The organism is Candidatus Methanogranum gryphiswaldense (assembly GCA_019262145.1).
Classification (GTDB): Archaea; Thermoplasmatota; Thermoplasmata; order Methanomassiliicoccales; family Methanomethylophilaceae; genus Methanogranum; species Methanogranum gryphiswaldense.
Map to the genome: position 1 here is coordinate 315385 of CP076745.1, position 23015 is coordinate 338399.

20 protein-coding genes, 2 tRNA genes and 1 rRNA gene are annotated in these 23015 nt (G+C 43.2%); 14 read left to right on the forward strand and 9 right to left on the reverse strand.

Features of this window, described 5'->3' with window-relative positions:
- Positions 1–4: 4 nt before the first annotated feature.
- Genes aroA through KRP56_01775 form a run of 5 tightly spaced genes read right to left on the reverse strand, consistent with a single transcriptional unit; the run spans position 5 to position 5235 of the window.
- Complete coding sequence (gene aroA, locus KRP56_01755; protein ID UAL08003.1) at positions 5–1285, reverse strand: 3-phosphoshikimate 1-carboxyvinyltransferase; 1281 nt, start codon at positions 1283–1285, stop codon at positions 5–7.
- On the reverse strand, positions 1282–2118 hold the full coding sequence (locus tag KRP56_01760; GenBank protein ID UAL08004.1) for a shikimate kinase: 837 nt from the start codon (positions 2116–2118) through the stop codon (positions 1282–1284). The genes aroA and KRP56_01760 overlap by 4 nt, the downstream gene beginning before the upstream one ends.
- A complete protein-coding gene (gene aroE, locus KRP56_01765) occupies positions 2115–3431 on the reverse strand; it encodes a shikimate dehydrogenase (protein UAL08005.1) in 1317 nt (438 codons plus the stop codon). Before aroE ends, KRP56_01760 begins: the two co-directional genes overlap by 4 nt.
- Positions 3428–4441 (reverse strand): 3-dehydroquinate synthase II, encoded by a 1014-nt coding sequence (locus KRP56_01770; protein UAL08006.1) that lies wholly within the window; start codon positions 4439–4441, stop codon positions 3428–3430. The genes aroE and KRP56_01770 overlap by 4 nt, the downstream gene beginning before the upstream one ends.
- Positions 4442–4443: 2 nt before the next feature.
- Positions 4444–5235, reverse strand: a complete 792-nt coding sequence (locus tag KRP56_01775; protein ID UAL08007.1) for a 2-amino-3,7-dideoxy-D-threo-hept-6-ulosonate synthase — start codon at positions 5233–5235, stop codon at positions 4444–4446.
- Positions 5236–5338: 103 nt separating this feature from the next.
- Here KRP56_01775 and KRP56_01780 point away from each other — a divergent pair.
- Positions 5339–5414: transfer RNA gene (locus tag KRP56_01780), tRNA-Ala, on the forward strand.
- An 80-nt stretch (positions 5415–5494) separates the two neighbouring features.
- On the opposite strand, the gene KRP56_01785 is transcribed toward KRP56_01780, so the two are convergent.
- Positions 5495–5767, reverse strand: a complete 273-nt coding sequence (locus tag KRP56_01785) for a hypothetical protein (protein ID UAL08008.1) — start codon at positions 5765–5767, stop codon at positions 5495–5497.
- A gap of 172 nt (positions 5768–5939) precedes the next feature.
- Here KRP56_01785 and KRP56_01790 point away from each other — a divergent pair, with 172 nt between their 5' ends.
- Positions 5940–6260, forward strand: coding sequence for a demethoxyubiquinone hydroxylase family protein (locus tag KRP56_01790; GenBank protein ID UAL08009.1), 321 nt, complete (start codon positions 5940–5942; stop codon positions 6258–6260).
- A 72-nt stretch (positions 6261–6332) separates the two neighbouring features.
- Here the strand turns inward: KRP56_01790 and KRP56_01795 are convergent, their stop codons facing one another.
- Positions 6333–8102, reverse strand: coding sequence for an alanine--tRNA ligase (locus KRP56_01795; GenBank protein UAL08010.1), 1770 nt, complete (start codon positions 8100–8102; stop codon positions 6333–6335).
- Between the two features lie 65 nt (positions 8103–8167).
- Entirely contained in the window at positions 8168–9400 is a 1233-nt protein-coding gene (gene nifB, locus KRP56_01800; protein ID UAL08011.1) for a nitrogenase cofactor biosynthesis protein NifB, read from the reverse strand.
- Positions 9401–9509: 109 nt separating this feature from the next.
- Between nifB and KRP56_01805 the strand changes: the two genes are divergently transcribed.
- The 5 genes from KRP56_01805 (at position 9510) to map (ending at position 15461) form a co-directional block, all read left to right on the forward strand.
- Positions 9510–9908: a DUF61 family protein gene (locus tag KRP56_01805; GenBank protein ID UAL08012.1), complete on the forward strand. Its 399-nt coding sequence runs from the start codon at positions 9510–9512 to the stop codon at positions 9906–9908.
- Positions 9909–10248: 340 nt separating this feature from the next.
- Positions 10249–13161 (forward strand): 23S ribosomal RNA (locus KRP56_01810).
- Between the two features lie 139 nt (positions 13162–13300).
- A complete protein-coding gene (locus tag KRP56_01815) occupies positions 13301–13942 on the forward strand; it encodes an MBL fold metallo-hydrolase (protein UAL08013.1) in 642 nt (213 codons plus the stop codon).
- Positions 13939–14577 carry a threonylcarbamoyl-AMP synthase gene (locus tag KRP56_01820; protein ID UAL08014.1) on the forward strand — a complete coding sequence of 213 codons (639 nt, stop codon included), beginning with the start codon at positions 13939–13941 and terminating at the stop codon, positions 14575–14577. Before KRP56_01815 ends, KRP56_01820 begins: the two co-directional genes overlap by 4 nt.
- Entirely contained in the window at positions 14571–15461 is an 891-nt protein-coding gene (gene map, locus KRP56_01825; GenBank protein ID UAL08015.1) for a type II methionyl aminopeptidase, read from the forward strand. The genes KRP56_01820 and map overlap by 7 nt, the downstream gene beginning before the upstream one ends.
- Before the next feature lie 99 nt (positions 15462–15560).
- Here the strand turns inward: map and KRP56_01830 are convergent, their stop codons facing one another.
- Positions 15561–16598 carry a linear amide C-N hydrolase gene (locus KRP56_01830; GenBank protein UAL08016.1) on the reverse strand — a complete coding sequence of 346 codons (1038 nt, stop codon included), beginning with the start codon at positions 16596–16598 and terminating at the stop codon, positions 15561–15563.
- 209 nt (positions 16599–16807) lie between these two features.
- On the opposite strand from KRP56_01830, the gene KRP56_01835 reads away from it, so the two are divergent.
- The 7 genes from KRP56_01835 to KRP56_01865 all read left to right on the forward strand — a co-directional run bounded on the left by KRP56_01835 (position 16808) and on the right by KRP56_01865 (position 22718).
- Positions 16808–18229 carry an MFS transporter gene (locus KRP56_01835; protein UAL08017.1) on the forward strand — a complete coding sequence of 474 codons (1422 nt, stop codon included), beginning with the start codon at positions 16808–16810 and terminating at the stop codon, positions 18227–18229.
- 60 nt (positions 18230–18289) lie between these two features.
- Positions 18290–18922, forward strand: coding sequence for a MarC family protein (locus KRP56_01840; protein UAL08018.1), 633 nt, complete (start codon positions 18290–18292; stop codon positions 18920–18922).
- Between the two features lie 166 nt (positions 18923–19088).
- Positions 19089–19173, forward strand: a tRNA-Leu gene (locus KRP56_01845).
- A gap of 348 nt (positions 19174–19521) precedes the next feature.
- Positions 19522–20424 (forward strand): metal ABC transporter substrate-binding protein, encoded by a 903-nt coding sequence (locus KRP56_01850; GenBank protein UAL08019.1) that lies wholly within the window; start codon positions 19522–19524, stop codon positions 20422–20424.
- 9 nt (positions 20425–20433) lie between these two features.
- Complete coding sequence (locus KRP56_01855) at positions 20434–21210, forward strand: ABC transporter ATP-binding protein (GenBank protein ID UAL08020.1); 777 nt, start codon at positions 20434–20436, stop codon at positions 21208–21210.
- Positions 21210–22160: a metal ABC transporter permease gene (locus KRP56_01860; protein ID UAL08021.1), complete on the forward strand. Its 951-nt coding sequence runs from the start codon at positions 21210–21212 to the stop codon at positions 22158–22160. Before KRP56_01855 ends, KRP56_01860 begins: the two co-directional genes overlap by 1 nt.
- Before the next feature lie 189 nt (positions 22161–22349).
- Positions 22350–22718: a CopG family transcriptional regulator gene (locus tag KRP56_01865; GenBank protein ID UAL08424.1), complete on the forward strand. Its 369-nt coding sequence runs from the start codon at positions 22350–22352 to the stop codon at positions 22716–22718.
- Positions 22719–23015 lie beyond the last annotated feature (297 nt).

The window sequence follows — 23015 nt, forward strand, 5'->3', positions numbered from 1 at the left end:
CGATTCACCTTTCGAATATCAAACCGATTTTGGACATATCCTCTGGGAAATTGGGGTATGATACTGCATAGCAATCATCGTTATCGACAATAACAGGATTTTCGCAGATCAATGAGGCTATTGCAGCGGACATTAGTATCCTGTGGTCATCCAATGTTTGTACTTTTCCTCCAGTGAGTCTCTTTTTTCCACGGATTATGCATCCATCTGCGGTTTCTTCTGCATCTGCACCTATGGCTTTTAACATTGCGACCGTCGATTTGATGCGATCGCTCTCTTTATGTCTCAATTGAGGCGCACCGTACAATTTACTTGTCCCATCCGCAGTGCTTAGAAGCACGGCAACTACAGGGAATAGGTCTGGGGTATTTCCCATGTCAATATCCACTGCCTTGAGTTTGCCTTTGGATATGCTTATGTTTTTTCCGGATACGTTCACGACGGCTCCGCAAAGCTTTAGGATATCAAGGATGCGGCGGTCACCTTGAGGATCTGAAAGATCCATATCGGTCACGGTGACGTTATCCCCGTTGAGTGCGGCACCTACCATGGGAAATGCAGCAGAGGAGAAATCTGCAGGTACATGATAATTGAATGCCTTGTATCCGCTCTTGCCTTTAACTTGAAAATGATTTTTTTCTCTTGTGCTCTGGGCACCTGCGATCCTCATCATGTTCTGCGTGATATCGAGATATGGGTCGGACAATATCTGTCCGTTAACTGTCAGCTCGGTGTCATTGGGTAGCATGGGTGCAGTGATCAACAGCGATGTAATGAATTGTGAACTTACGGTGCCATCAATCTCAACATGTCCACCGGCGTTAGGTCCTTTTACTGTGACAGGAGGTCTGCCGTTCTCCGATGTACAGGTGACTCCGGTCATTCTGAGAGCATCCAGTAATGGTGCCATTGGTCTTTTTTTCAATGATTCGTCACCGGTTATAGTGACCTTTTCATCGAATATGGAAACAATGCCTGTCAAAAGACGCATCGTAGTCCCGGAATTGGCGGTATCGACAGTATCAATAGGAGCATGGAGGCTACCGCCTTCGATAATTACTCTTTTACTGTTCAGAGCGTCTTTTTCATTCTCGACCTTTATTCTAGCGCCCATTGCTTCACACGATTTGAGTGTCGCTTTGGTGTCTTCGGAGAGCAGAACGTTGTCTATTTCGCTTTTTCCATCAGCCATTGCGGCCAAAAAGAAAGCACGGTGCGTATGACTTTTTGAGGGAGGTGTTGATATCGTTCCATCTAGTTTTCCGCCTTTGAATATCATATTCATTCAGGTATCCCCCTTGTTTTTGTAAGTATCGTATTTTTAAGACCTGTTCTCTCAATGAAGGCCTGACCTCTTCCGTTCTCGAGTACGATGGCTATTGCCGGTCCTGAACCAGACATACCAGCCCCTAGTGCACCGTTGTTCAAAGCCATCTCCGCTACAGAATTATCCACTTCAGACACTTTTGAGATTATGCGCCCATTCATGGTCATGGCGCTGAAAGGATAGAATTCGGTGATGCCAAGAGCGGCATTGATCTCCGTGCCTACTTTTTGGAGCTCTTCCAGGTTGAGAGTGTTCTTTCTGATCTTTTTATCTGGAATGTAGAGGACGACATCGTATGTCTCTATGTCCCTGTGGAGTATGATCTGATTTTCGCTATTATTGGTAATAACAAGACCTCCAAGTTCGCATCCGCAGGCATCATCGAACGATCCAGTTACTGTCACCTTTGCTCTTTTTGCACATGACACGCCGTGGTCGACGAGCACCACAGGATTGATATGGAAATTATATTCGTTGAATACGGCATGTAGTATTGCATTACACGCTGAGCTCGAGCTCTTCAATCCTCTTGAGACCGGTATCTCAGAATTTACAATGAGCGCCCATCCTGTAGGTTCTTGTCTGTTCATGACCTTGTATGCCTTTTCGACACAATACCTGGCCATTGTTGTATCCTCATCGGGATCATTAACAATGCTAACTGTTCTTTTTTCTCCACCAGGTATGAATTCGGCCTGTGTTTTGAGCTCTATTCCGATGGTTGCACCTATTCCCATAGGCATTGCATTGATAACGGTGATCGCACCATGTGATACTCCCTTTCCGGTCATTGTAGTACACTCCTCATTGTCTCGAATTGATCATAGTCGCCGGTCCAGAGTCCGAACGATGCGGCCCCTTGTCCTGCAAGCATGTCGGCTCCGGAGACAGTTCTTGCACCTACAGAAATAGCTCTGGATATTATAGGGGTATCCCTTCCATAGACCATATCGAAGACCGTATGGTCCTTGTTGAGTTGTTTAAGATTCAATGGATATTCTCCTTCTCCGTACATTCCGACAGGAGTACTGTTCACAATGAGGTCATTCATTTGAACAGGAACGGAATCTTTTTGTTTGTATTCGCAGCCCATATCTGATGCCAGACTTTTTGCTGTGGATTCGTTCCTTCCGGTTATCGTAACATGACATCCCTTTTCCAATAGTATGTATGCGCAGGCTCTGGCTGCTCCCCCGGAACCCATTATGACAGCTTTTTTTCCTTTGGGTTCGAATTTTCCCTTTTTAAGAGCTGTTTCTATACCGATTATATCTGTATTGTACCCTTTCAGTTTGCTGTTCTCGTTTACGACAGTGTTAACGGCTCCAATATCCTGGGCAGTTTTATCCATGCAATCTAATTGTTGTATTATGTTTTGTTTGTGAGGTATAGTGACATTGATACCCTTTATGTTATATTCCCGTATAATGTCAGCACAATGTTCCAGGTCCCCTGTTTCGAACTTGAGGTATATACCGTTCAACCCCTTTATTTCCATTGCAACTTCATGCATGATGGGAGATTTTGATTTGGATAGAGGGCAACCGACTATACCAGTTATCATGCAGTCATCACCGAGTTTTCTCATATCCTTTATACTCAGTTGTCCGGGGGCTGTTGGTTCTCCAACGTATCCGAATGAGAATTCGTTTTTTAGAAGTGTTTTTCTGATCCTTGTGATCTTTCCAAATTCGCCCATACCCAGCAGAACATGTCTACTATCAATTTTTTCAGAGGACACGAATATATTGTGAAGGTCAGCGAATCCTTTTACTGCAAAGGCACCTTTGTGTATGTCTCCGTCCATGGACATGAGTTTGTTGACAATAGCATCATACGACGGGGTCAGATCATAATTATGGTATGAGGATACAACTGTAAGATGAGTGTTCGGTCTGGGGGTTTCCCCCACATCGATCATCCCGTTGAATCCGCTGGGCAGCAATGACAGATCCACGTTCCCGCGATAAGTGACCAGAAGTTCTTTATTCGGTATGTGGGGCACTTGACCCAGCAGATCAAGTCTGATCTCGACCATATCGGCATCTGAAAGGTCATCCTTTTCCGAATATGAGCTCAGAGAGGCGCAGATCCTGCCGATCATAATTCCCTGATCGTCTCATCGATCTTCATACCAAAGTGGCGTCCACCAGATTCCAGTCTGGCATATACCTCATCGCCTGTTTTTATCTTGGATACGGAGATTGATCCTTTTGGTCCGACCAATTTGACCGTTTCTGCATTTTGTAAGATGGTGGTATATTTTTCCTTTCCATCAGTGGCCTCAAGTATGAGCATGGGTCTCTGTTCGATCTTACATCTACCTACGCTGGATATTCTGGTTTTTCCACCTTTATCGACGAGAAGTATGGTTTCTCCGGATTTGAGCTCAGAAAGATATCTGGTCTTTCCTTCAGGTCCGAGTACATAGGCATGCACGGCTCCTGCATTCACTCTGAAAGGCCTCGCGTTGACATAGCCGTTGTCCTCGCTTTCTGATTGTATAAGGAAGAGGCAGGATGCGGTCGAACCAATCAGCATACCTTCTCCTGGACGCATCATCGATACAGTGTCTACGCAAACTCTGTCGCCCATCTCTATTTTCTTCACATCCAATACCTTTAAAGGTACTAGATTTACGTCGGAAGATTCCATGCTGAGGTCCGCAAATTGCCTGACCTCATTACCTGTGGACACATCTATCACAATGCCATCTACACCTTTTTCCAAAGTAGTCAGATATGTTTTCGCCTTTTCAACACTGGATGCGCATGCAAAGATGCGGGTATCTGTTTTATGGAATTTGGCGATCATATTCTCAAGGGGAATGATGGTCCAGTCTGACGTTCCTAGAACTACGGTCTTACATTTTCCGGCAAGTGCCATGGCTCCTTCTTGATCGGCAGGTTTTTTCAGTTCTACATATACTGAATCATCTGAGAGTTTTCCATTGTCGTTGAAGATAAGTTTGACATTTCCGAAGGAGGTAAAATCTTTGTCTTCAGGTCTTACGATGGCAACTGTCACACCACACTCTAGAGCGCTTATCACCAATTCTTTTCTTTTTTCCTTTTTATCAGGAGTATCCGCTTTGACCCAGATTTCTTTTGACATGTTCACTCCAAATTCTGGTATGCTTCTTTGACAGTTGCTCCATGTAGAACTATATCAGAGATGGCTTTGGTCATTGCTTCGACATTTTGGTGTTGGAACACATTACGCCCAATAGAAACACCTTTTCCTCCGGCCTGAAGTGAATCATATACCATGTTGAGGATATCCATATCGGATTTCATCTTCGGTCCGCCTGCGATCACTACTGGCGCAAGTGCTCCGTCGACCACTTTTTCGAAAGTTTTCACATCGCCAGTATAGCTGCATTTGACCAGGTCTGCGCCGAGTTCGGTTGCTACTCTTGCTGCGTGTGCAACAACGGCTGGATCATACGAATCAGATATCTTAGGTCCGCGAGGGTAGGCCATAACTAGAAGAGGCATACCCCAATCTGCGCATTCTTCGGAGATCATTCCGAGGTCAGATAGCATTATGGTTTCTGTTTCAGCACCTACGTTGACATGCATCGATACGGCATCCGCACCGATCTTAAGTGCTTCCTCGACGGTTGCTACGAGGGTCTTGCTGGTAGATGTCACTCCAATGTCAGTGGATGCTGATAGGTGCAGTATGAGTCCGATATCACGGCCGCTTGTACGGTGACTAAAGCGGATAAGACCCTTGTGCATGAGTACAGCAGTTGCACCGCCGTTTGCCACATCATCTACGGTCTTTTTCATGTCGATAAGACCCTCTACTGGACCTATGGAAACTCCATGGTCCATAGGTACGATAACACAGTTTCCTGTGTTCCTATCGACTATCCTCTCCATTCTTATGCTTTTTCCGTACATTTGTATCAACTCCCGGATCGTTTGATGACGATCCGATCCCGTGATCAATATCCTCATTCTAGCGAAACATATATATTTATTGCCAGGTTCATGGAAGGATAGTGGGCTGGTAGATCAGCTGGAAGATCGCTTGCTTTGCAAGCAAGAAGTCGCGTGTTCAAATCACGCCCAGTCCACCACTCGTATGATTGTTTTGAAGCCTTTTCATAGTATAATTCGTTAATTTGTTTGATCGTAGTATAACATTTCTAGAATTCTATTAACAGGATTTTTGATCGTTTTCACATTCGTGCAATGCATTTTCAGCTATTTTGTACACTCTTTCATATTGTGATTGATAGACAATTCTATCTGCATCTCTGATATTTCCGCCGGACCCTGGTACGCTATTGAATTTTAGATATTCTTTGACCAAATAATCCAGAGGTATCGGTTGTGATTTGATCATTTTTTTGAATGTTGATAGATATACGGTGAATCCCATTTTTTTCAGCACACACAGAAGCTCATCTTCATTCTGAATTTGATCCATGATTTGAAATTAACATACATAATATAAGTATAATTTGCAAAAAATTCGAGGATCCTTAAGATCATTTGTTCTTATACAGGAAGAATCATCACAATTCAGTTGCAGTTATTATTAACGGGTCCATCCGCCAGTTACTTATATGCACAATACTGTCCGATTTTTGGTGAACTGAATGCCAAGTTTTGCTGATCCGTTTGTAGGAAATGTAAATAAAAAAATGTCAAAAGAGGAATTGGCACAGGCTCTAAGACTGGACATCGCTGGTGAGTTAGAAGCTATAACTGTTTACGAGTCGCATATACTCGCTACGGACGACCCCGTTGCAAAGGCTGTCCTGTCAGATATAAGGGATGAGGAAAAGGTCCACATGGGGGAGTTGATAACGCTCATGCGTTATCTTGACCCAATGGAGACCGAGCATTTTCTTTCCGGAGAGGAAGAAGTAAAAGAGATGCTTGACAAACTCAGAGCGCAGGGTAAGATCAAAAAATGATCCGATCTAAAACAGTTTAACTCTATTTCTCATTTATTAAAGATATAAATTTTAAAGTGTTTGAAATGATATTCAATCGAATTTACCGACCGTCGCTTTTATGCGCCTTACCCCTGCAGCACAACTTTCTTCTTTCTGTATCTTGAAGCCTTGAAGTTCTCCAGTTTGTGCGACATGCGGTCCACCGCAAAGTTCTGAGGAAACATCGCCTATGACGTAAACTTTGACAAATTGTCCATATTTGTTGTCAAATACGCCGATCGCACCAGATGCTTTTGCGTCATCTAGGGGCATCTCCTTGCATACGACGGGAATGTCCGCTTTTATGGCCTCATTGACATATTTCTCGATAGCTGTGAGTTCTTCTGGAGTGAGTTTTCTGTCAAAATTAAAATCGAATCTTAGTCTTTCCGCAGTGATGTTGCTTCCTTTCTGTCTTATATCGGGGTCGACCAGATCCCTAAGTGCAGCGTTAAGAAGATGTGTTGCAGTATGCAGTTTCGTGGTTTCTTCGGTATGGTCCGCCAACCCTCCTTTGAAAACTTGGTCCGAACCAGCTCTGGATTTATCCTGATGGTCTTTGAATCTGTTGTTAAAGTCGTCTATATTGACAGTAAGTCCTTTTTCAGCTGCAAGTTCTTGTGTCAATTCTACTGGGAATCCATAGGTATCATAGAGTTTGAAAACAAGTTCTCCATTCAATTCTTTGGAATCTCCGTTCTCGACAAGCATCTCTTCGAACCTTCTGAGTCCCTTGGTGAGTGTTTTATGGAACTTTTCTTCTTCCGCAGTTAATTTTTCATAAATGTCCGTCTTATTATTTTCAAGTTCAGGATATGCCGCAGAATAATCGCGAACAATGACCTCAGCGATCCTTTGCATGTATGTTCCATCATAACCTAATTTAGACATGTATCTGCTAGCTCTTCTGATGAGTCTTCTTAAAATGTAGCCTTGTCCCATCTTGGACGGTACCACACCGTCACCAAGCATGAATGTTGCAGCTCTTAGGTGATCGGCTATAATTCTGAATGATATTATGTCATCTTCGTATTTTTTACCGGAAATTTCTTCTATTGTCCTTATTATCGGTTGGAAAAGTTCCGTGTCGTAGACGGTATCTTTTCCATTCATTATGCGGAGTGCTCTTTCAAGACCCATTCCAGTATCTACGTTCTTTTGACCAAGCGGGGTGAATTTACCATCTTTGTCTTTGAAATATTGCATGAACACATTGTTCCATATTTCAGTGTATTTTCCGCAGTGGCAGGAGGGTCCGCAATTCGGACCGCATTTTTGTCTGCCATCGTCATAGAATATCTCTGTATCGGGCCCGCACGGTCCTGTTTGTCCAGCAGGTCCCCACCAGTTGTCCTTTCTTCCGTAGAAGAAGATCTGGTCGTCTTTCATACCGTGGCTTTTCCAATATTTCTCTGTGTCTGTATCGCGTGGTATATCGCCCTCGCCTTCAAAGGCGGTCACCGCTAGATGATCAATAGGTATCTTAAGAACTGTCTGGAGAAGATCAAAACTGAATTGTATGGATTCTTTTTTAAAATAATCTCCGAGAGACCAATTTCCAAGCATTTCAAAGAAGGTCAGGTGACTTGCGTCTCCGACCTCTTCGATATCTCCTGTTCTTATGCATTTTTGGAAATTTACCAGTCTTTTTCCCTCGGGATGTTTTTCGCCGAGCAGATATGGTACCAGGGGGTGCATCCCTGCTGTTGTGAATAATACCGTTGGGTCGTTTTCAGGGATGAGCGATGCAGATCTTATGTATGCATGGCCTCTGTCCTTGAAGAAATTAACATATGCTTCTCTGAGTTCTTGAGCGTCCATTTTGTACACTCCAAATGATTCGTGTGATACCCTTATCGTTTAAATAGACTGTGAGTAAATGGTTTTCAAAGGGTATTCAGGATATCGTAGACGTCTCCTTCAGCGATTATTATCTTCTTTTTTGCATTTTTCAAGATCTTTTCAGGAAGTGCTCCGATCTCTTTGACGATGACCGTATCGCACTCATCAAGTTTCCTTACTATGCCTTCAAGATGTTCCCGGTGGCCTTTTCCAGCGACTTCAAAATTCGTATCGATAATGAGTGTTTTGCAGAGGATGAATTTTCCATCTTTTTTATCATAAATGTTAAATTTCACACTGCTACCGAAACCAGAATCAATAGTCCTTCCATCGGATGTGGCCACAGCTATCTTGTTTCCATTGTTAAAGAACTCTGTTCGTATCGGGATTTCATGCAACGGTCCGCAGCCAGGTTTACAGGATCCCATGTGAACGAATTCACCTGAACGATCATTGTCCAACATCCCTATGGCATCTGCGCGACATTGTCTGCAATGGCGCATCATCTTAGCATCAATTGAACATTTGTCCATTAGTTCTTTTCTTTCTCCTGCCGTGGGTGCACGTCTGTTTGCAAATTTTGTGTCATCAACGGGGATCAGAGGTAGAATATTCACTATATAGGCACCGAGTTCTTTTACTTTTTTTACTAATTCCGGAATGTGCGTATCGTTGATACCGGGTATCATTACAATGTTTGCTTTTACGACAATTCCCATTTTGGCACAATTTTTTATTCCTTCGAATTGTCTCTCCATGAGGACCTTTGCACCGTCTTTTCCGTTGTATTTTTTACCGTTCCATAGGACGGAATCGTAGATCTCTGCACCTATGTCTGGATCGCAGGCATTCACAGTGACTGTAACAAATCTTACGCCAAGATCAAAAAGTCTTTTTTCATTGCCTGGAAGCATCAGTCCGTTAGTGGATATGCACAGTGTGAGATCTGGAAAATTTTCTTTGATGAGTGCTAATGTTTTGAATGTAGCATCATTGGCAAGAGGATCTCCTGGTCCCGCAATGCCAATTACTTTTAAATTTGGGATTTTTTCTTTTACAAAACGGACCTTCTCTACAGCCTGTTCCGGTGAAAGAATTTCGCTTGTAACTCCAGGGCGAGACTCATTGCTGCAGTCAAATTTTCTGTTGCAATAGTTACACTGTATATTACAATGCGGTGCAACCGGTAGATGCATTCTAGCGAATTGGTGATGAGCCTGTTCGTCGTAACAAGGGTGCGTTCTTATCGCTTCCTTTAGTTCATCTTCCGAGGTCATAGTCCTTAATCCTCTTACTTATATTATATTATAATTGAAGGTAAATCGAAAATAAAAAAGAGAAATTTAAAATAAATATGTCGACAGGATATGGTAGTCCGTGAATTAAATGTCCGATCCAATCGATGTAGAGCGTATTGTATCCGAAATGAATAATAATATGCCAATAAATCGTAGAACTTTACTGGATTATTTAGAGAATGGCGATTATACATATCAAACGCGTAGCGGTATAAAAGGTACTTTTGGTCCAGTAGAATTAGAATATCTTTCTTCGATATGTACAGAGATCGAAAAAATGAGACTTCGGTTGCCTATTTTTATCGGTACAGATGTTATTTCTGAAACAGGCGCTTGGAAAGTAGAGGGTAAGATAGAATCATCGGTTGTGTCAAAGATGTTAGGCAAGAATCGTCACTGTGAGGATTATATACAACTATGCTATCCTGACCTCTTGGAAGTAAGAAGACTATTGCCAGAGCTGGCTGTAGTAATATTTCTTCCCTGATTATGGAATGTAATCGGAAAAATATAAATACTAATCCTGACTACAGGGATTTGCGCGATGTGTGGCATCGTGTGGTTCCTGTCAAAAATGGCAGTGAATTGGTGCGATGCGAACATCGTTCGTAAAGCTAAATCTCGATCACAGGCGAGTAATTATATACTACCTGCGCATCGGGAGTATTCGCCAGGTTTGGTAACAAACCAGGCAAATTAAAATCATGCACCCGAACAGAGGTCCTGCTTCGGGGAAGAGGTGTAGGGCTCCAATAATGGAGGATGAGATTGGAATCCGCCCGATGATCACCGATCATACGCAACCTGGACGTGTGCTAGATCATACGCCAGCGGCGATGCTACGCCGCATGGGGGATGGTTCGGCTAGAGCGCTGAAGAAGGTCGTGTCAAGCTGCGAAATGCGTCGGGTAGGCGCAAGAAACCTATGATCCGACGATGACCTAATGGGACTTCCTATTCTTCGGAATAATCAGTAATGATTGGGAACGCGGGGGATTGAAGCATCTTAGTACCCGCAGGAAAAGAAATCAATAGAGATACCGCTAGTAAAGGCGATCGAACACGGTATAGGGCAAACTGAATCCCTTAATGAAAGTTAAGGGAGATGTGGTGTTGTAGACTCATTTACTCCTAAGTTGTAATATTCAAAGTTGTCTGGGATGACACGCCATAGAGGGTGATAGCCCCTTAGAAGAAAGATAATATGGAGATTTTTGATGTTCTTGAGTAACGTGCATTGGATATTGCGCGTGAATCTGGGAGACATTCGCTTCCAACCCTAAATACGTCTCTAGTCCGATAGTGTAGTAGTAGCGTGAGCGAAAACTGAAAAGTACCCTTAACGGGAGATGAAAAGACCTGAAACCATGCGGTCAAAGATTTATATAGCATCAAAGGGAAGAAGCCATTATGGTGGACCAGTGTTATATTATTCGTTTAGAAAAACGATCCAGGGAGTTCTGGTCATTGGCGAGGTTAACCATTCAATTGGGAAGCCGAAGGGAAACCGATTGTCCGCAATTTTTATGAGGGACAACGTGTGCTCGCGTGGAGTCAATGGCGCGGATACCCGAAGCCGGTCGATCTATGCTTGAGCAGGATGAAGCCTCTCGAAGGGGAGGTGGAGGTCCGAACCAGTTCTGATGTGCAAATCGTTTGGATGACTTGAGTATAGGGGTGAAAGGCCAATCTAGGCCGGAAATAGCTGGTTCCCCCTGAAACTAGTCGCAGCTAGACCTCGATCGAGGTAGAACATGAGGTAGAGCACCGATTGGGTGCTTAGGGGAAGAAATTCCTCGGCATCCTGTCAAACTCCGAACTTGTGTTCATCGTAGACGTCGGGTGCAAGGCCGTCCGGGGTAAGCTTGACGGCCATAAGGGAAACAACCCAGACTACAGTTAAGGTCCCCAAATTTCGGTTAAGTGTAATATGAAATGGCGTCGGCAGTCTAAAACAACCGGGAGGTGGGCTTAGAAGCAGCCATCCTTTAAAGATAGCGTAACAGCTCACCGGTCGAGATCGTGGGCCCAGAAAATGGACGGGGCTAAACCGAGTACCGATACTGTAGAATACAGCAATGTAATTTGGTAAGGGGGCGCGGTGCATGGGAAGAAGCAGGGCTGTGAGGTCCTGTGGACCGTGTACCGACGAGGATCCTGGAGAGAGTAGCAGCAAAGCACGGTGAGAATCCGTGTCGCCGCAGGGGCAAGGGTTCCTTGGCAATGTTCGTCAGCCAAGGGTTAGTCGATCCTAAGGTAATTCTTAATCGAAGTTATCGAAAGGGAAACAGGTTAATATTCCTGTACTAGGAAATCCTTTGTCCATATTATCGGATCAGGGTAGTTTTTGTACGACCGTCGTCGTATCTAAGTGTACAAGTTTGTGAAGAACCGTAATGGTGAGAAGCGAACGAAAGCATGATGGGGTGGGAGTATTCCCACTTTAAATGATCCCCGGTCTCCGTGAAAGTAATATGGTTACAGATTTCTTATTCGTACCAAGAACCGACACAGGTGTCCCTAGGTGAGTAGCCTAAGGCGTGTTAGCATAATCGAGGCGAGGGAACTCGGCAAATTAGCCCTGTAACTTCGGGATAAAGGGTGCCAGTAGTGAGAGCTACTGGTCGCAGTGACAAGAGAACACCGACTGTTTAATAAAAACATAGGTCCCTGCTAGTTCGAAAGGATGTGTATAGGGGCCGAAGCCTGCCCAGTGTTGGCATCTGAAATTCTGTTTCAACGGAACGAAGGACCGATAAACGGCGGGGGTAACTATGACCCTCTTAAGGTAGCGTAATACCTTGTCGCTTAATTGGCGACTTGCATGAAGGCTCAACGAGTGTTCTACTGTCCCCGCCTCGACGCTAGTGAAATCAATCTATCTGGTGCACAATCCAGATCCCTCCATCTGAAAGCGAAGACCCCATGGAGTTTCACTACAACCTGTTGTTGTTGTAGGGAATGTTATGTGTAGGGTAGGCGGGAGACGTTACCCAGGAAGGTGCGCTAGCACCTCTCCGAGTCGACGATGAAACACCGCCCTTAACATTCCTTACGACTCACCTCTTCGGAGGAACAGCTATAGGCAGGTAGTTCGGGTGGGGCGCCACGCCCTCAAAAAGATAACAAGGGCGCCCAATGGTTAGCTCAGGTAGGTCAGAAATCTACCGAAGAATGTAAAGGTAAAAGCTAGCTTGACTCGGAACCAGACAATAGGGTTCGGAGATAGGAAACTATGGCTTAGCGAACCAATCAGCCTCCCGAGTGGGGGCGATTGATGTCAGAAAAATTACCCTGGGGATAATTGAGTTGTCTCGAGCAAGAGTTCATATCGACCTCGAGGCTTGCTACTTCGCTGTCGGCTCTCCCTATCCTGGTGGTGCAGCAGCTGCCAAGGGTGGGGTTGTTCGCCCATTAAAAGGGATCGTGAGCTGGGTTTAAAACGTCGCGAGACAGTTTTGTTGCTTTTTGATGGAGGTGTGGGTACCTGACGAGAAGGATCCTTTAGTACGAGAGGAACAGGGATTCGTCGCCTCTAGTTTATCAGTTGTCTGACAAGGCATGCTGAGTAGCCACGCGATAGTGGATAAGAGCTGAAAGCATCTAAGCTCGAAGCCACCTTGAAAAAGAGGTACCATAGGGCGCTTATAAATGATAAGTTTGATAGAAGCCGGATGTAAGTATCGAGGTTCGCCGAGATATTCAGTCCTGGCTTACTAAAGCCGTTACGTCGCTGGATGTGGTCTAGCAGTCAAACAGGTTGCGTATAAAAAATTCTCATCCTCCAAATAGTATTTTATTTGGTTTTAATTTAATTTAGTTGTACTTCTCATCCAGTACACCTTATTTGTTAAATATTACAATCTCAGTCTGTTTTTTATGGCAGTTACAAGGATATCGTCAAAAATTTCATTTGATTCCAATATTTATCTTGTTCAAGGCAGGATCAACGTCCTGATCGATACTGGAACAGGTCTTGGTTCCCAAGAGGTCTTGAAGAATATAAGACGTATTTTGGGTGATTCAAAACTTGATATGGTCATTCTTACTCACTGCCATGCAGATCATATCGGTGGTTTGACCGATATAATTGAATCCTTTTCGTGTCCTGCATTTGCAGGTAAGGATGCCGAATACATTCGAAGTGCAAGTCCTGTAACTTTGGCAGAGGAAGTATTGGGTATCTGTCTTCAACCGGTGGACGTTACAGAGGTATCCGATGGAGAGATAATTGATATGGGAGATCACAGGTTGCGCATTATCGATACGCCAGGACATACAATTGGAAGCATTTCGTTGTATGATGAGGTAACGCACTCGCTTTTTTCCGGAGATACTTTGTTCACAATGGGAGTGGGTCGTACTGATTTTCCAACGGGTTCATTTAAATATCTCACCGAATCTCTATTAAAACTTAGTAAGATAGAAATAAAATCATTGTATCCTGGGCATGGTAATGTTTCGGATCAAGGTAATCAAATGGTAAGATACGGGTTGAATATGTTGGGGGTGTCAGTATGAGAATAATAAAATGCGATTGTTCAAACGGTGTCAATGCTCACTGTGTAGAGGCAGCTTTGAATGCTGCAGAGGATATCAGCGAAGGAAGGTTAATTGTGTACCCGACAGAGACTGTTTATGGTGTCGGGGCCGATATATATAATCAGGTTGCGTTGAAGAATCTCTATCTTGCAAAAAAGAGGCCATTCGATATGGCGTTATCTGTTGCCGTCAGTGATAGGAATATGATGGAACAGGTTGCGATACTGGATGATAATGCGGATAAATTGATCAAGGCATTCCTTCCAGGGCCGCTCACACTCATCATGCCGAAACAACCTGACGTTCCTGATTTGTTGACCGCGATGTCACAGAAAGTAGGCATACGCATCCCAGATCACCCTATTGCGCAAGAGATAATAAGGCGTACGGGGCCTATTGTAGCGACTTCGGCAAATGTACATTCTAGACCAGATGCTACCACTGTTTCAGAGGCCATCAATGATTTCGGTGATGCGATCAGTACGTACATAGATGCAGGAAAATCACCTACAGGAAAGCCATCAACTATTGTTTGGCTTGCTGACGGTGAGGTGGAGATTGTACGTCAGGGTATCATCACAATACATCAGATAGAGGAAGTCTTAAGATGCTGACAAGCGAACAATTAGAAAAACTTCGTAAAGCTGGTCAGGTGGCAGGAGCTGCCAGAGAAATGGGCATGGGCCTTGTTAAAGCGGGCGGTAAACTCTATGATGTCGCACAGGAAGTCGAGGGATACATAAGAGAACATGGTTGTGGTCTTGCATTTCCATGTAACATAAGCAGAAACGAAGTTGCTGCCCACTACACACCATGTATCAATGACCCCACGGTTTTCGAGCTGGGGGACGTTGTTAAGATCGATTGCGGTGCTGAGATAGATGGCTATGTGGGTGACACTGCAGGCACAGTGGAAGTCGGTACCAGGAGATATACCGAATTGATTGACGTATCAAAACGTGCGAGAAATACCGTGGCAGAATTTATTGGTGAAGGTACACCGCTCGGAGAGATCGGACGTGCAGTTGAGATGGTGATAAACCAGGCTGGATTCAAACCCATTGATAATTTAAATGGGCATCAGATTGAGCCATACAATTTACATGCTGGACTTTCGGTTCCGAGTTATGCAAGCGGCGACACGACTACATTGAAGGCAGGCATGGTAATTGCTATTGAGCCCTTTGCTACCAATGGGGGAGGGTCTGTTGTAAATGGCCCTCAGGGCAATATCGTTCGTCTTGTCAGAGACCGTAAGGTCGATGATCCGAAGGCACAGGATTTCTTGGAATATGTAAAAGGTGAATTCAAGACGTTCCCGTTCTGTGCGAGAAGCTGTGATTTTCCAGATGCAGAGAAACATGTGAAATATCTTATGCATCGCGGGGTCCTGTCAGGATACGCACAGCTTGTGGAGGTAAAGGGAGGGATGGTGTCTCAACATGAGTACACGTTCTATATTGCCGGCCCAAGGGCAGAGGTCACAACTTTGCCTTGAATGGTGTGGACGGGGCTTTGCCCCATCTTACACTCACATTTGGAACCTATTGAAGTAATTTGTTAATGTAAGAATAATAAAAAATAATTTAAAATGTTTTCAAATAGAAAACGTGATGTTCTCAATATCCTGTTGTTTCATCCTATCCAATGGTTGTGATTTGTAATCTTTATTTGGAGAAAGGTCCACTTTGCTTAGGTCCAGGCAACGTAGACGACGATTGTATTGTGTATGATAATAGTAACGAAGGTTCTTCGTATCGCTTATTGTCGTCCATGTGGTGGAGCTGACTAGGCCTTTCTGCATATCTTTTTCTTTGGGAGTGAAGACACGTTCTAATGGCACATTGAATGAATCCATTATCCTATTCATTTCTAGGACAGTATCATAGGCGTCGACGGTAGGTCTGGCGGTGTTTGTTAGTGCAGCAGCTCTCACAAAACGTGACGGCGGCGTATAATCGCCAGGCATCCCTACCAGTCCAGCTCCATGGCCTATGGGTATCATCTCAACGCCCATGTAATTTGCTTTTTCCTCTCCATCAGCACGGAAATTTAGATAGTTGCGTAGATTGGTCATATGCCAATCGAAAGAAGGTGAATTTGTGATTATGCCTACGGGGTTATCGAATATTGTTGTTTGACCGTTTAGGAATTCAATAGTGATGGCTTTTCCACTTCTGTCTGCGACCATGTAATGACACGGGACCTCTATGTTGGTACCAGGTAGGGGTATCCCTACCAAGTGTATGCCTTCTATACCATTTTTTATTTCATCTATGGTAGCGAACATGCTCAATATGTAGGTTCCAAGATCTGTTGCCGCCATACTTTTTTCTGCAAGTGCCGGATCATATTTTTCATATTTTGCAGTCCCTGTATGATAGAAAAGTCCTGCGACCAATCCTTTTTCATTCATACCATCAGAAGCAAAATATTGACCAAAGGCATCTATCCCGACAAATCCATATTTTGCATTCCAAGTGAATCCGGTGTTGCCATCTGGTAGTGTACCAGTTATCTTTTTCTCTCTGGGCGCGATGAATATTCTGGAAAATATGTCCATGGTCCCCCATTCCATACTTCTCCCTTTGATCACAGCTCCATCTTGAGCTTTTAGTATGATGCCTGTACACATGTTATCTTACTCTGGTCCTTAAGGGCCATTCTATCATTTCTTCGTGTAGCTTTAATACTTTTGGGTATTTTTTTATTATTTTTGGCTATTTGTACAGGACTTATTAACAATATGTAGTTTTTGAACATTTGAAAAAAAATAACATTGGATTATTTGAATGCGCAACGGCAGTTTATATATACCATCAAGGTAAGTTTTCATAAGGTAAAATGTCTGAAGTCAGTTTTAAAAATAGTAAACTGGTCATAGTTGTGGCATTATTAGCAACCTTTATGGTCATGTTAGATCTGAGTTTGGTCAATATATCCTTGCCTACGATCCTTAAGGATTGGCATCTCAAAACCTCAATGGTGATGTGGGTATTGTTGGCTTATACGGTCTCACTTTCGGCATTCATGCTGCTGTTCGGTAAACTCGGTGAAAGGTACGGGTTCAAGATCATAATGTCAGTTGGATTTGTTATATTCATATGTGGTACATTATTGTCTTTCTTCTCACCAAACATTGACACACTCATAGTATGTAGATTTGCGCAAGGTATAGGTGCGGCGATGATAACCGCTTTGGCATTTGCAGCCATAACCCGGTTTGTAAGTCCAGATCTACGTGGAAAAGGTCTTGGAATAGTGGCTGCTGCAGGTTCTCTCGGCACTGTGATAGGTCCTACATTGGGCGGATATCTTGCAGGTACTTTTGGTTTTCATACGGTCTTCCTTGTTAATATTCCAGTTGGAATCGTTGCACTTTTCTTGTCATTGAAGGTCATTCCAGGTGACAGATTGCCAGTAAAGGGTCGTTTCGACGTTATAGGTGCTGTATCGATATTCATCGGAATATTCGGCATAATATATGCATTGAATATGGGAGAGCAATTAGGTTGGACATCGATAACGATAATAAGTACGATCTTGGCTGCGGTCATATTCATACCATTGTTTGTATTCTGGGAGAGTAAGAGGGCAAGCGATCCCCTACTGAATATAAAGGCAGTATCTTCTAGGAATGTGTTATTGCCTTCGATAGGCTCGATGATGATCATGGCCGCGTTCGCAGGAGCATTCGTCATATTGCCGTTCTATTTCGAGCTCATGCACGGTATGACCTCAACGCAATCCGGTCAGATGTTCTTGTGGGCCACGGTCACAATGGTCGTTGCAGGCATTGTCGCAGGTACTATTGCTAATAAAGTATCTGTCCGCTCCCTATCTATCGTATCTCTGATAATTGCAGCAGCAGCATTCTTCATAATGTCCACTATAGTCGCTAATACAGGCCTGTTAATCATAGGCCTCATGTTATTGATTCTGGGTATTGGTAACGGTCTGTTCTACCCTCCTTCGAACAGGATGATCCTGACAAGTGCCCCGCCTGAGGTGCAGGGGGAAGCATCAGGATTGTTGAGGACCATGCAACAAGTGGGTTGTGCTATCGGCGTGGCAATATTTACCACCATAATCACGACCTATGTTGATTTCAAAGGATACCTGGATGGATCAGAGACATTACAAGATCTAGAAAGTAATTTCATCAGCGGTATGTCGGTCTGTATGATAATCGGTGGCATAATGGTCATTATCGGAGTTGTTGCATTATTATTTACCAGAAAGATGGCATCCGTAAAAAAGGAGTGACTTCGATGATACATGAACATATTACAATATTGTTGAATACGTGGATGGAGGCGCGATAATATGATTAGCATACAAGAGGCCGTAATATTTGCGATCGGTCTAGCTGTTTTGTTCAGTCCTCCTGCGACTATTGGGCCATATCTCTCGATAACAAGTGCATTTGATGAAAAGACACAGAAAAAGATTGCAAGGACCGCGGCTTTGTATTATTTCATCTTTGTTATAGCAATAGCTTGGATAGGTCAGTATGCGTTGGAAGTACTGGGTATCAGTGTCAATGCATTGATGGCAACAGGAGGTATAATCTTGCTGGTATCGTCGATACCTATGGTCTTGGGAAAGAACTACGGAGGTATCGATTCAGAACAAATAAAGCACAGTAACTGGAAGACGGTGGCTGCTGTGCCGATAGTATTCCCATTGGCATGTGGCGGAGGATCAATCGCATTGATCATAAGTAATGCAATGGAATACAGTGAAGTAAGTTCTCTTATTTTGATATCGGCTATGTTATTGCTAGTGTCATTGGTTGTTTTCTTGACATTCATTTTTGCTGAACCATTGGCGAAGAAAGCAGGTAACAGCGGTCTGGAAGTGATGTCCAGGGCAGGAGGTATAATCTTGGCTACCATAGCATTGCAGATGTTAGTCAAAGGTCTTGTACCAATGATATATGGTTATTGGCCCGGCTAAAATCAGAAAAAAATATTTTGATATTTAATGCAGGACCTTCGGGTTCTGCATATTTTTTTTATAATATCGGTTCAATTGATCAATTATTCCTATTGTATTTTTTTTTAAAAACGAAAATTCATCGTAAAGGTTTATTTACCATTTACGTTTACGACCTAATACAGAAGCCGATGTAGCCAAGCCTGGTTAAAGGCGATGGACTCAAGATCCATTCTTGCAGGAGTTCGCCGGTTCGAATCCGGCCGTCGGCACTCATATTTCTCTTTAGCAGAGAGAGGGTTGTTTTGAACTCGAATTATTTTTCTGAACTTTTCTTGAGTATGCGTGGTTTTAAACATCATATTCTTTAAAAATATTGTATTTTAAATTATTATTAATGTAGTATTAATATATTAAAAAAATTCTCATGTTAACTAGTTCAATTCATAAAATCGATTAACACAATGTGATGTACGATACTTAATAATGAAAACATCGTTAGTACTGAGTTAATTTTGATTTAATTGTTAATATTACTTATTAAAATAATTAGATATTATAATGATTTTTTAATAACATATCAATTAGATTTTAATAATAAATATCACAATCCCATGCTGATGAAAACAATATCGATAGTAGCAATAGTGATTGCAATCGTTTTGGTCGCAGGAGCGGCAGCGGTCGTGGTCATGCACAATAATTCGAATGATGATGATCGTCAGACCATTACTGTAACAATGGCATGGGAAGAAGACATAGTCGAAGAGATCGCAGGTGATGAGTATAACGTAGTGTCTATGATGCCGTCAAATGTAAGTCCTCATACAACTTATTCACAGCCTAGTACCGTGGCGGAGCTTTATTCTTCTACGGTTTACTTTATGGTGGGATCTGGCATAGAATGGGAGACTGCGTTCATGGACGATGTCATCTCGCAGATCCCAGATTCAGTGGAGATCGTGAAATTAGCGGATGAGATCGAGTACACTCCCCTATATTCAGTAGAAACGAGTGAATCTGGTGAGTATGATGTTCATATCTGGACATCTCCTGATAATTTGGCAAAGATGGCAGAGGTCATTATGGATAAGCTCATAGAGCTGAATCCAGACAATGCATCTGTCTATGAGGCAAATTATGAAGCATACATGGACAAGGTCGATGCTGTTAACGATAAGATGACAGAACTTGCAGACCTTGTAGGCGATGAAGAGATCAATATCCTCGTTTGGCATCCCGCCTGGCAATATTTCATCGAGCAGTATGGAGCTGAGATGGGATTGAATGCCAATATGATCGGGGTCGAGAGCCAAGGCGAAGTGTCGATAGAGGATGCTGTGACCTTGTACAAAGATTATGACGTCATCTATGTGTCCGTAACAGATGAAGGATACGAGTATAGAGATGTACTTGAAGAAAATGGGATAAATGTAGAAGTTGTCAATCCGACACCTGATGATATGCTCGAGTCCCTTTCTGATTTCATAGACCTTCTTATGCAGGAATATGCTGAGTCGTGAGGTAGAGCAATGACAGGTGAACCCCCCATATCGATCAAGGATCTCTCCGCAGGTTACGGGAACGAATTGATACTCAAAGGGATCTCTCTCGAACTCAAAGAGAATGATTTCCTTGCGGTCATCGGTCCCAATGGCGGCGGAAAGACGACATTGTTCCGTTCAATATTGGGCTTGCTCCGCCCAATGAGCGGCACAGTGGAGGTCTATGGGGAGCCACCTGTTACAGGTGTAAGGCATATCGGTTATGTGCCTCAGCGTGGAGTCTTCGATTCCAACTATCCAATATGCGCTGAAGAAGTCGTGTTGATGGGATTGAGGGTACGTAAAGGTCTTAGGCCGTTCTATTCCAAAGAAGAGAAAGAGATGGCAGAGGTTGCAATGGAATATTCAGAAATGTTAGATTTCCGTGATAAGCGCATCAGCGATCTCTCAGGGGGACAGTTGCAGAGGGTCTTTCTAGCAAGGGCCCTCGCACCCAAACCTAAGATACTTTTATTGGATGAGCCAACATCCAGTCTTGACCCGTCCATGAGGGATTGTACGTACGATGTTCTTAAGAAGGTCAATAAGGACGGTGTGGCGATAATGATCATAACACATGATATGACCAGCATATCACATGATGTGAAGAGATTGGCATGTATGAACAGGAGATTGATCTGCAATGATCGTCCGGAGATCACTGAAGAGATGGTGGAATTGGGATTCCACTGTCCGCCAGAGTTCTTGAGGGTATCAGGTAATGTCAAAGGTAAGTGCTGCTGCCATGAAGGTGATTCTGACTAATGGATATATGGGATTATCTTTCAATTTCTTTGATACAGAACATGTTCATGGCAACGGTATGTGCCTGTATCTTGTGCGGAGTCATAGGCACATACGTGGTCGTCAATAGAATGGTAGCTGTGACAGGGGGTATAGCTCATACGACCTTCGGAGGTATAGGTTTTTCATATTATGTGATGTCTGTATTTTTGGTCGGATGGTTCACACCAATGCTCGGTGCATTGCTTTTTGGAGTTGTTTCTGCAATAATAATGACATTCTGTAAAAAGATCTCTGATCTTAGGCAGGATACGTTGATCGGCGCTCTATGGGCTGTCGGTATGGCCATGGGAGTAATATTCTTGTGTTTCATGGATCGCAGTGTTATAACTCCGTCCTCGTACGAATCCATTCTTTTTGGTAATGTGCTGTTCGTTAGCAATCTGACACTAATGATAATTGCCGCGGTTACAGTGGTTATATTGACAGCAGTGGCATTGTTGTTCAGGGACCTTCAGATCCTGACATTCGACGAGACCCACGCGAAGATATCAGGCATCAATGTGTTTTGGTTGAACATGGTACTCTATGTCATGGTCGCAGTTACTTGTGTGATGGTAGCCAATGTGGTCGGTATAATAATGATAATCGCTCTTATGACAATACCCGTGGCGATATCTAATTTCTATACTTACAATCTGAAGGGTATGATGATAGTCGGCACCGTAATTTCCATGGTATTATCAATTCTGGGTCTATTCCTAGCCATTGGTTTTGACTCCCCTCCAGGGGCGACAGTTGTTCTTATCATTGGAATCGCGCTTATCGTAGCTCTGTGCATCAATTATTTATCGAAAAGAAGTTCCAAAAAGTTGGAAAAGCGTTCAAGATCAGAAATGCCAGTTGTCAAAGAGACAAATTCAAATGTTGTCAACGAATCCAATGTGAAATTTTCTTCGAATAAAAAATAAATTTCATCGAATGTAAATACACGAATTTGGGTTTCTCTTTTTAGTTTTTTAGGTATTTTTTGATGCAGTTTATACTATTTTGCATCTACATTGTGCGTTAAAATAGGGGATCAAAAGGCACAATGTTAATAACTTTTCACGGTATACGGTCGTTTTGTTAATAAGGGCGAGACAATGGGCATTGTAAGCATATCACTCAACGAAAAGAATTTAGAAGCACTCGATGACATCCGTTCAGCATTCGGCCTCAATGGTAGAAGTGAAGCCATGCGTACTGCGATCAACATTGCAATGAGCGATATACAAGAGATGAAAGATCTGGCTGGGTCTATAGAAGGAGTATTGATCGTGGTCAGGAGAGATCATGCTGACCCCTGGATGGGATCGATACAGGCGGAATATGAGACCGAGATTAAAACTCAGATGCATTCCCATCTCAAGGACCATAAATGTCTTGAGGTGATGGTGATATCTGGAAATGCCGAGAATCTCTCATCCATGTTGAAAGAGATATATGCTACGAATAAGGCCGATTATGTGAAATTCATAAGAAGTTAAGCATGCATCCGTTGTCTAAGTTCCTTAGAGATCATATGATTTACGCGTTAATGTTACTGTTAATACGGCGTCTCTGTAACAATACGAAGTGGCACTATATATTTCAATGAAGTCATGTCGTGTAAAAATCATTTAAATTATTCTCAAACGGTGCACTAACCTTTATAAATAGTGAGCACATCAGCAGCTTTACGTAAACTCAGGACCCGTCTAATAAACGAAAACTGAGAGCACATCCCATTGGGATTTTGTGCTTGATTACTTCCCCCGAAAGGGCGGAACATTTGCGGAGGATTG

Excerpts from the sequence above, each read along its gene's own strand:
- nifB (UAL08011.1), bottom strand. The coding sequence starts at position 9,400 with ATGACCTCGGAAGATGAACTAAAGGAAGCGATAAGAACGCACCCTTGT.
- KRP56_01840 (UAL08018.1), top strand. The coding sequence starts at position 18,290 with ATGATTAGCATACAAGAGGCCGTAATATTTGCGATCGGTCTAGCTGTT.
- KRP56_01860 (UAL08021.1), top strand. The coding sequence starts at position 21,210 with ATGGATATATGGGATTATCTTTCAATTTCTTTGATACAGAACATGTTC.
- aroA (UAL08003.1), bottom strand. The coding sequence starts at position 1,285 with ATGAATATGATATTCAAAGGCGGAAAACTAGATGGAACGATATCAACA.
- KRP56_01790 (UAL08009.1), top strand. The coding sequence starts at position 5,940 with ATGCCAAGTTTTGCTGATCCGTTTGTAGGAAATGTAAATAAAAAAATG.
- KRP56_01775 (UAL08007.1), bottom strand. The coding sequence starts at position 5,235 with ATGTACGGAAAAAGCATAAGAATGGAGAGGATAGTCGATAGGAACACA.
- map (UAL08015.1), top strand. The coding sequence starts at position 14,571 with ATGCTGACAAGCGAACAATTAGAAAAACTTCGTAAAGCTGGTCAGGTG.
- KRP56_01760 (UAL08004.1), bottom strand. The coding sequence starts at position 2,118 with ATGACCGGAAAGGGAGTATCACATGGTGCGATCACCGTTATCAATGCA.
- KRP56_01835 (UAL08017.1), top strand. The coding sequence starts at position 16,808 with ATGTCTGAAGTCAGTTTTAAAAATAGTAAACTGGTCATAGTTGTGGCA.
- KRP56_01785 (UAL08008.1), bottom strand. The coding sequence starts at position 5,767 with ATGGATCAAATTCAGAATGAAGATGAGCTTCTGTGTGTGCTGAAAAAA.
- KRP56_01855 (UAL08020.1), top strand. The coding sequence starts at position 20,434 with ATGACAGGTGAACCCCCCATATCGATCAAGGATCTCTCCGCAGGTTAC.
- KRP56_01770 (UAL08006.1), bottom strand. The coding sequence starts at position 4,441 with ATGTCAAAAGAAATCTGGGTCAAAGCGGATACTCCTGATAAAAAGGAA.
- KRP56_01830 (UAL08016.1), bottom strand. The coding sequence starts at position 16,598 with ATGTGTACAGGCATCATACTAAAAGCTCAAGATGGAGCTGTGATCAAA.
- KRP56_01805 (UAL08012.1), top strand. The coding sequence starts at position 9,510 with ATGTCCGATCCAATCGATGTAGAGCGTATTGTATCCGAAATGAATAAT.
- aroE (UAL08005.1), bottom strand. The coding sequence starts at position 3,431 with ATGATCGGCAGGATCTGCGCCTCTCTGAGCTCATATTCGGAAAAGGAT.
- KRP56_01795 (UAL08010.1), bottom strand. The coding sequence starts at position 8,102 with ATGGACGCTCAAGAACTCAGAGAAGCATATGTTAATTTCTTCAAGGAC.
- KRP56_01820 (UAL08014.1), top strand. The coding sequence starts at position 13,939 with ATGAGAATAATAAAATGCGATTGTTCAAACGGTGTCAATGCTCACTGT.
- KRP56_01850 (UAL08019.1), top strand. The coding sequence starts at position 19,522 with ATGAAAACAATATCGATAGTAGCAATAGTGATTGCAATCGTTTTGGTC.
- KRP56_01815 (UAL08013.1), top strand. The coding sequence starts at position 13,301 with ATGGCAGTTACAAGGATATCGTCAAAAATTTCATTTGATTCCAATATT.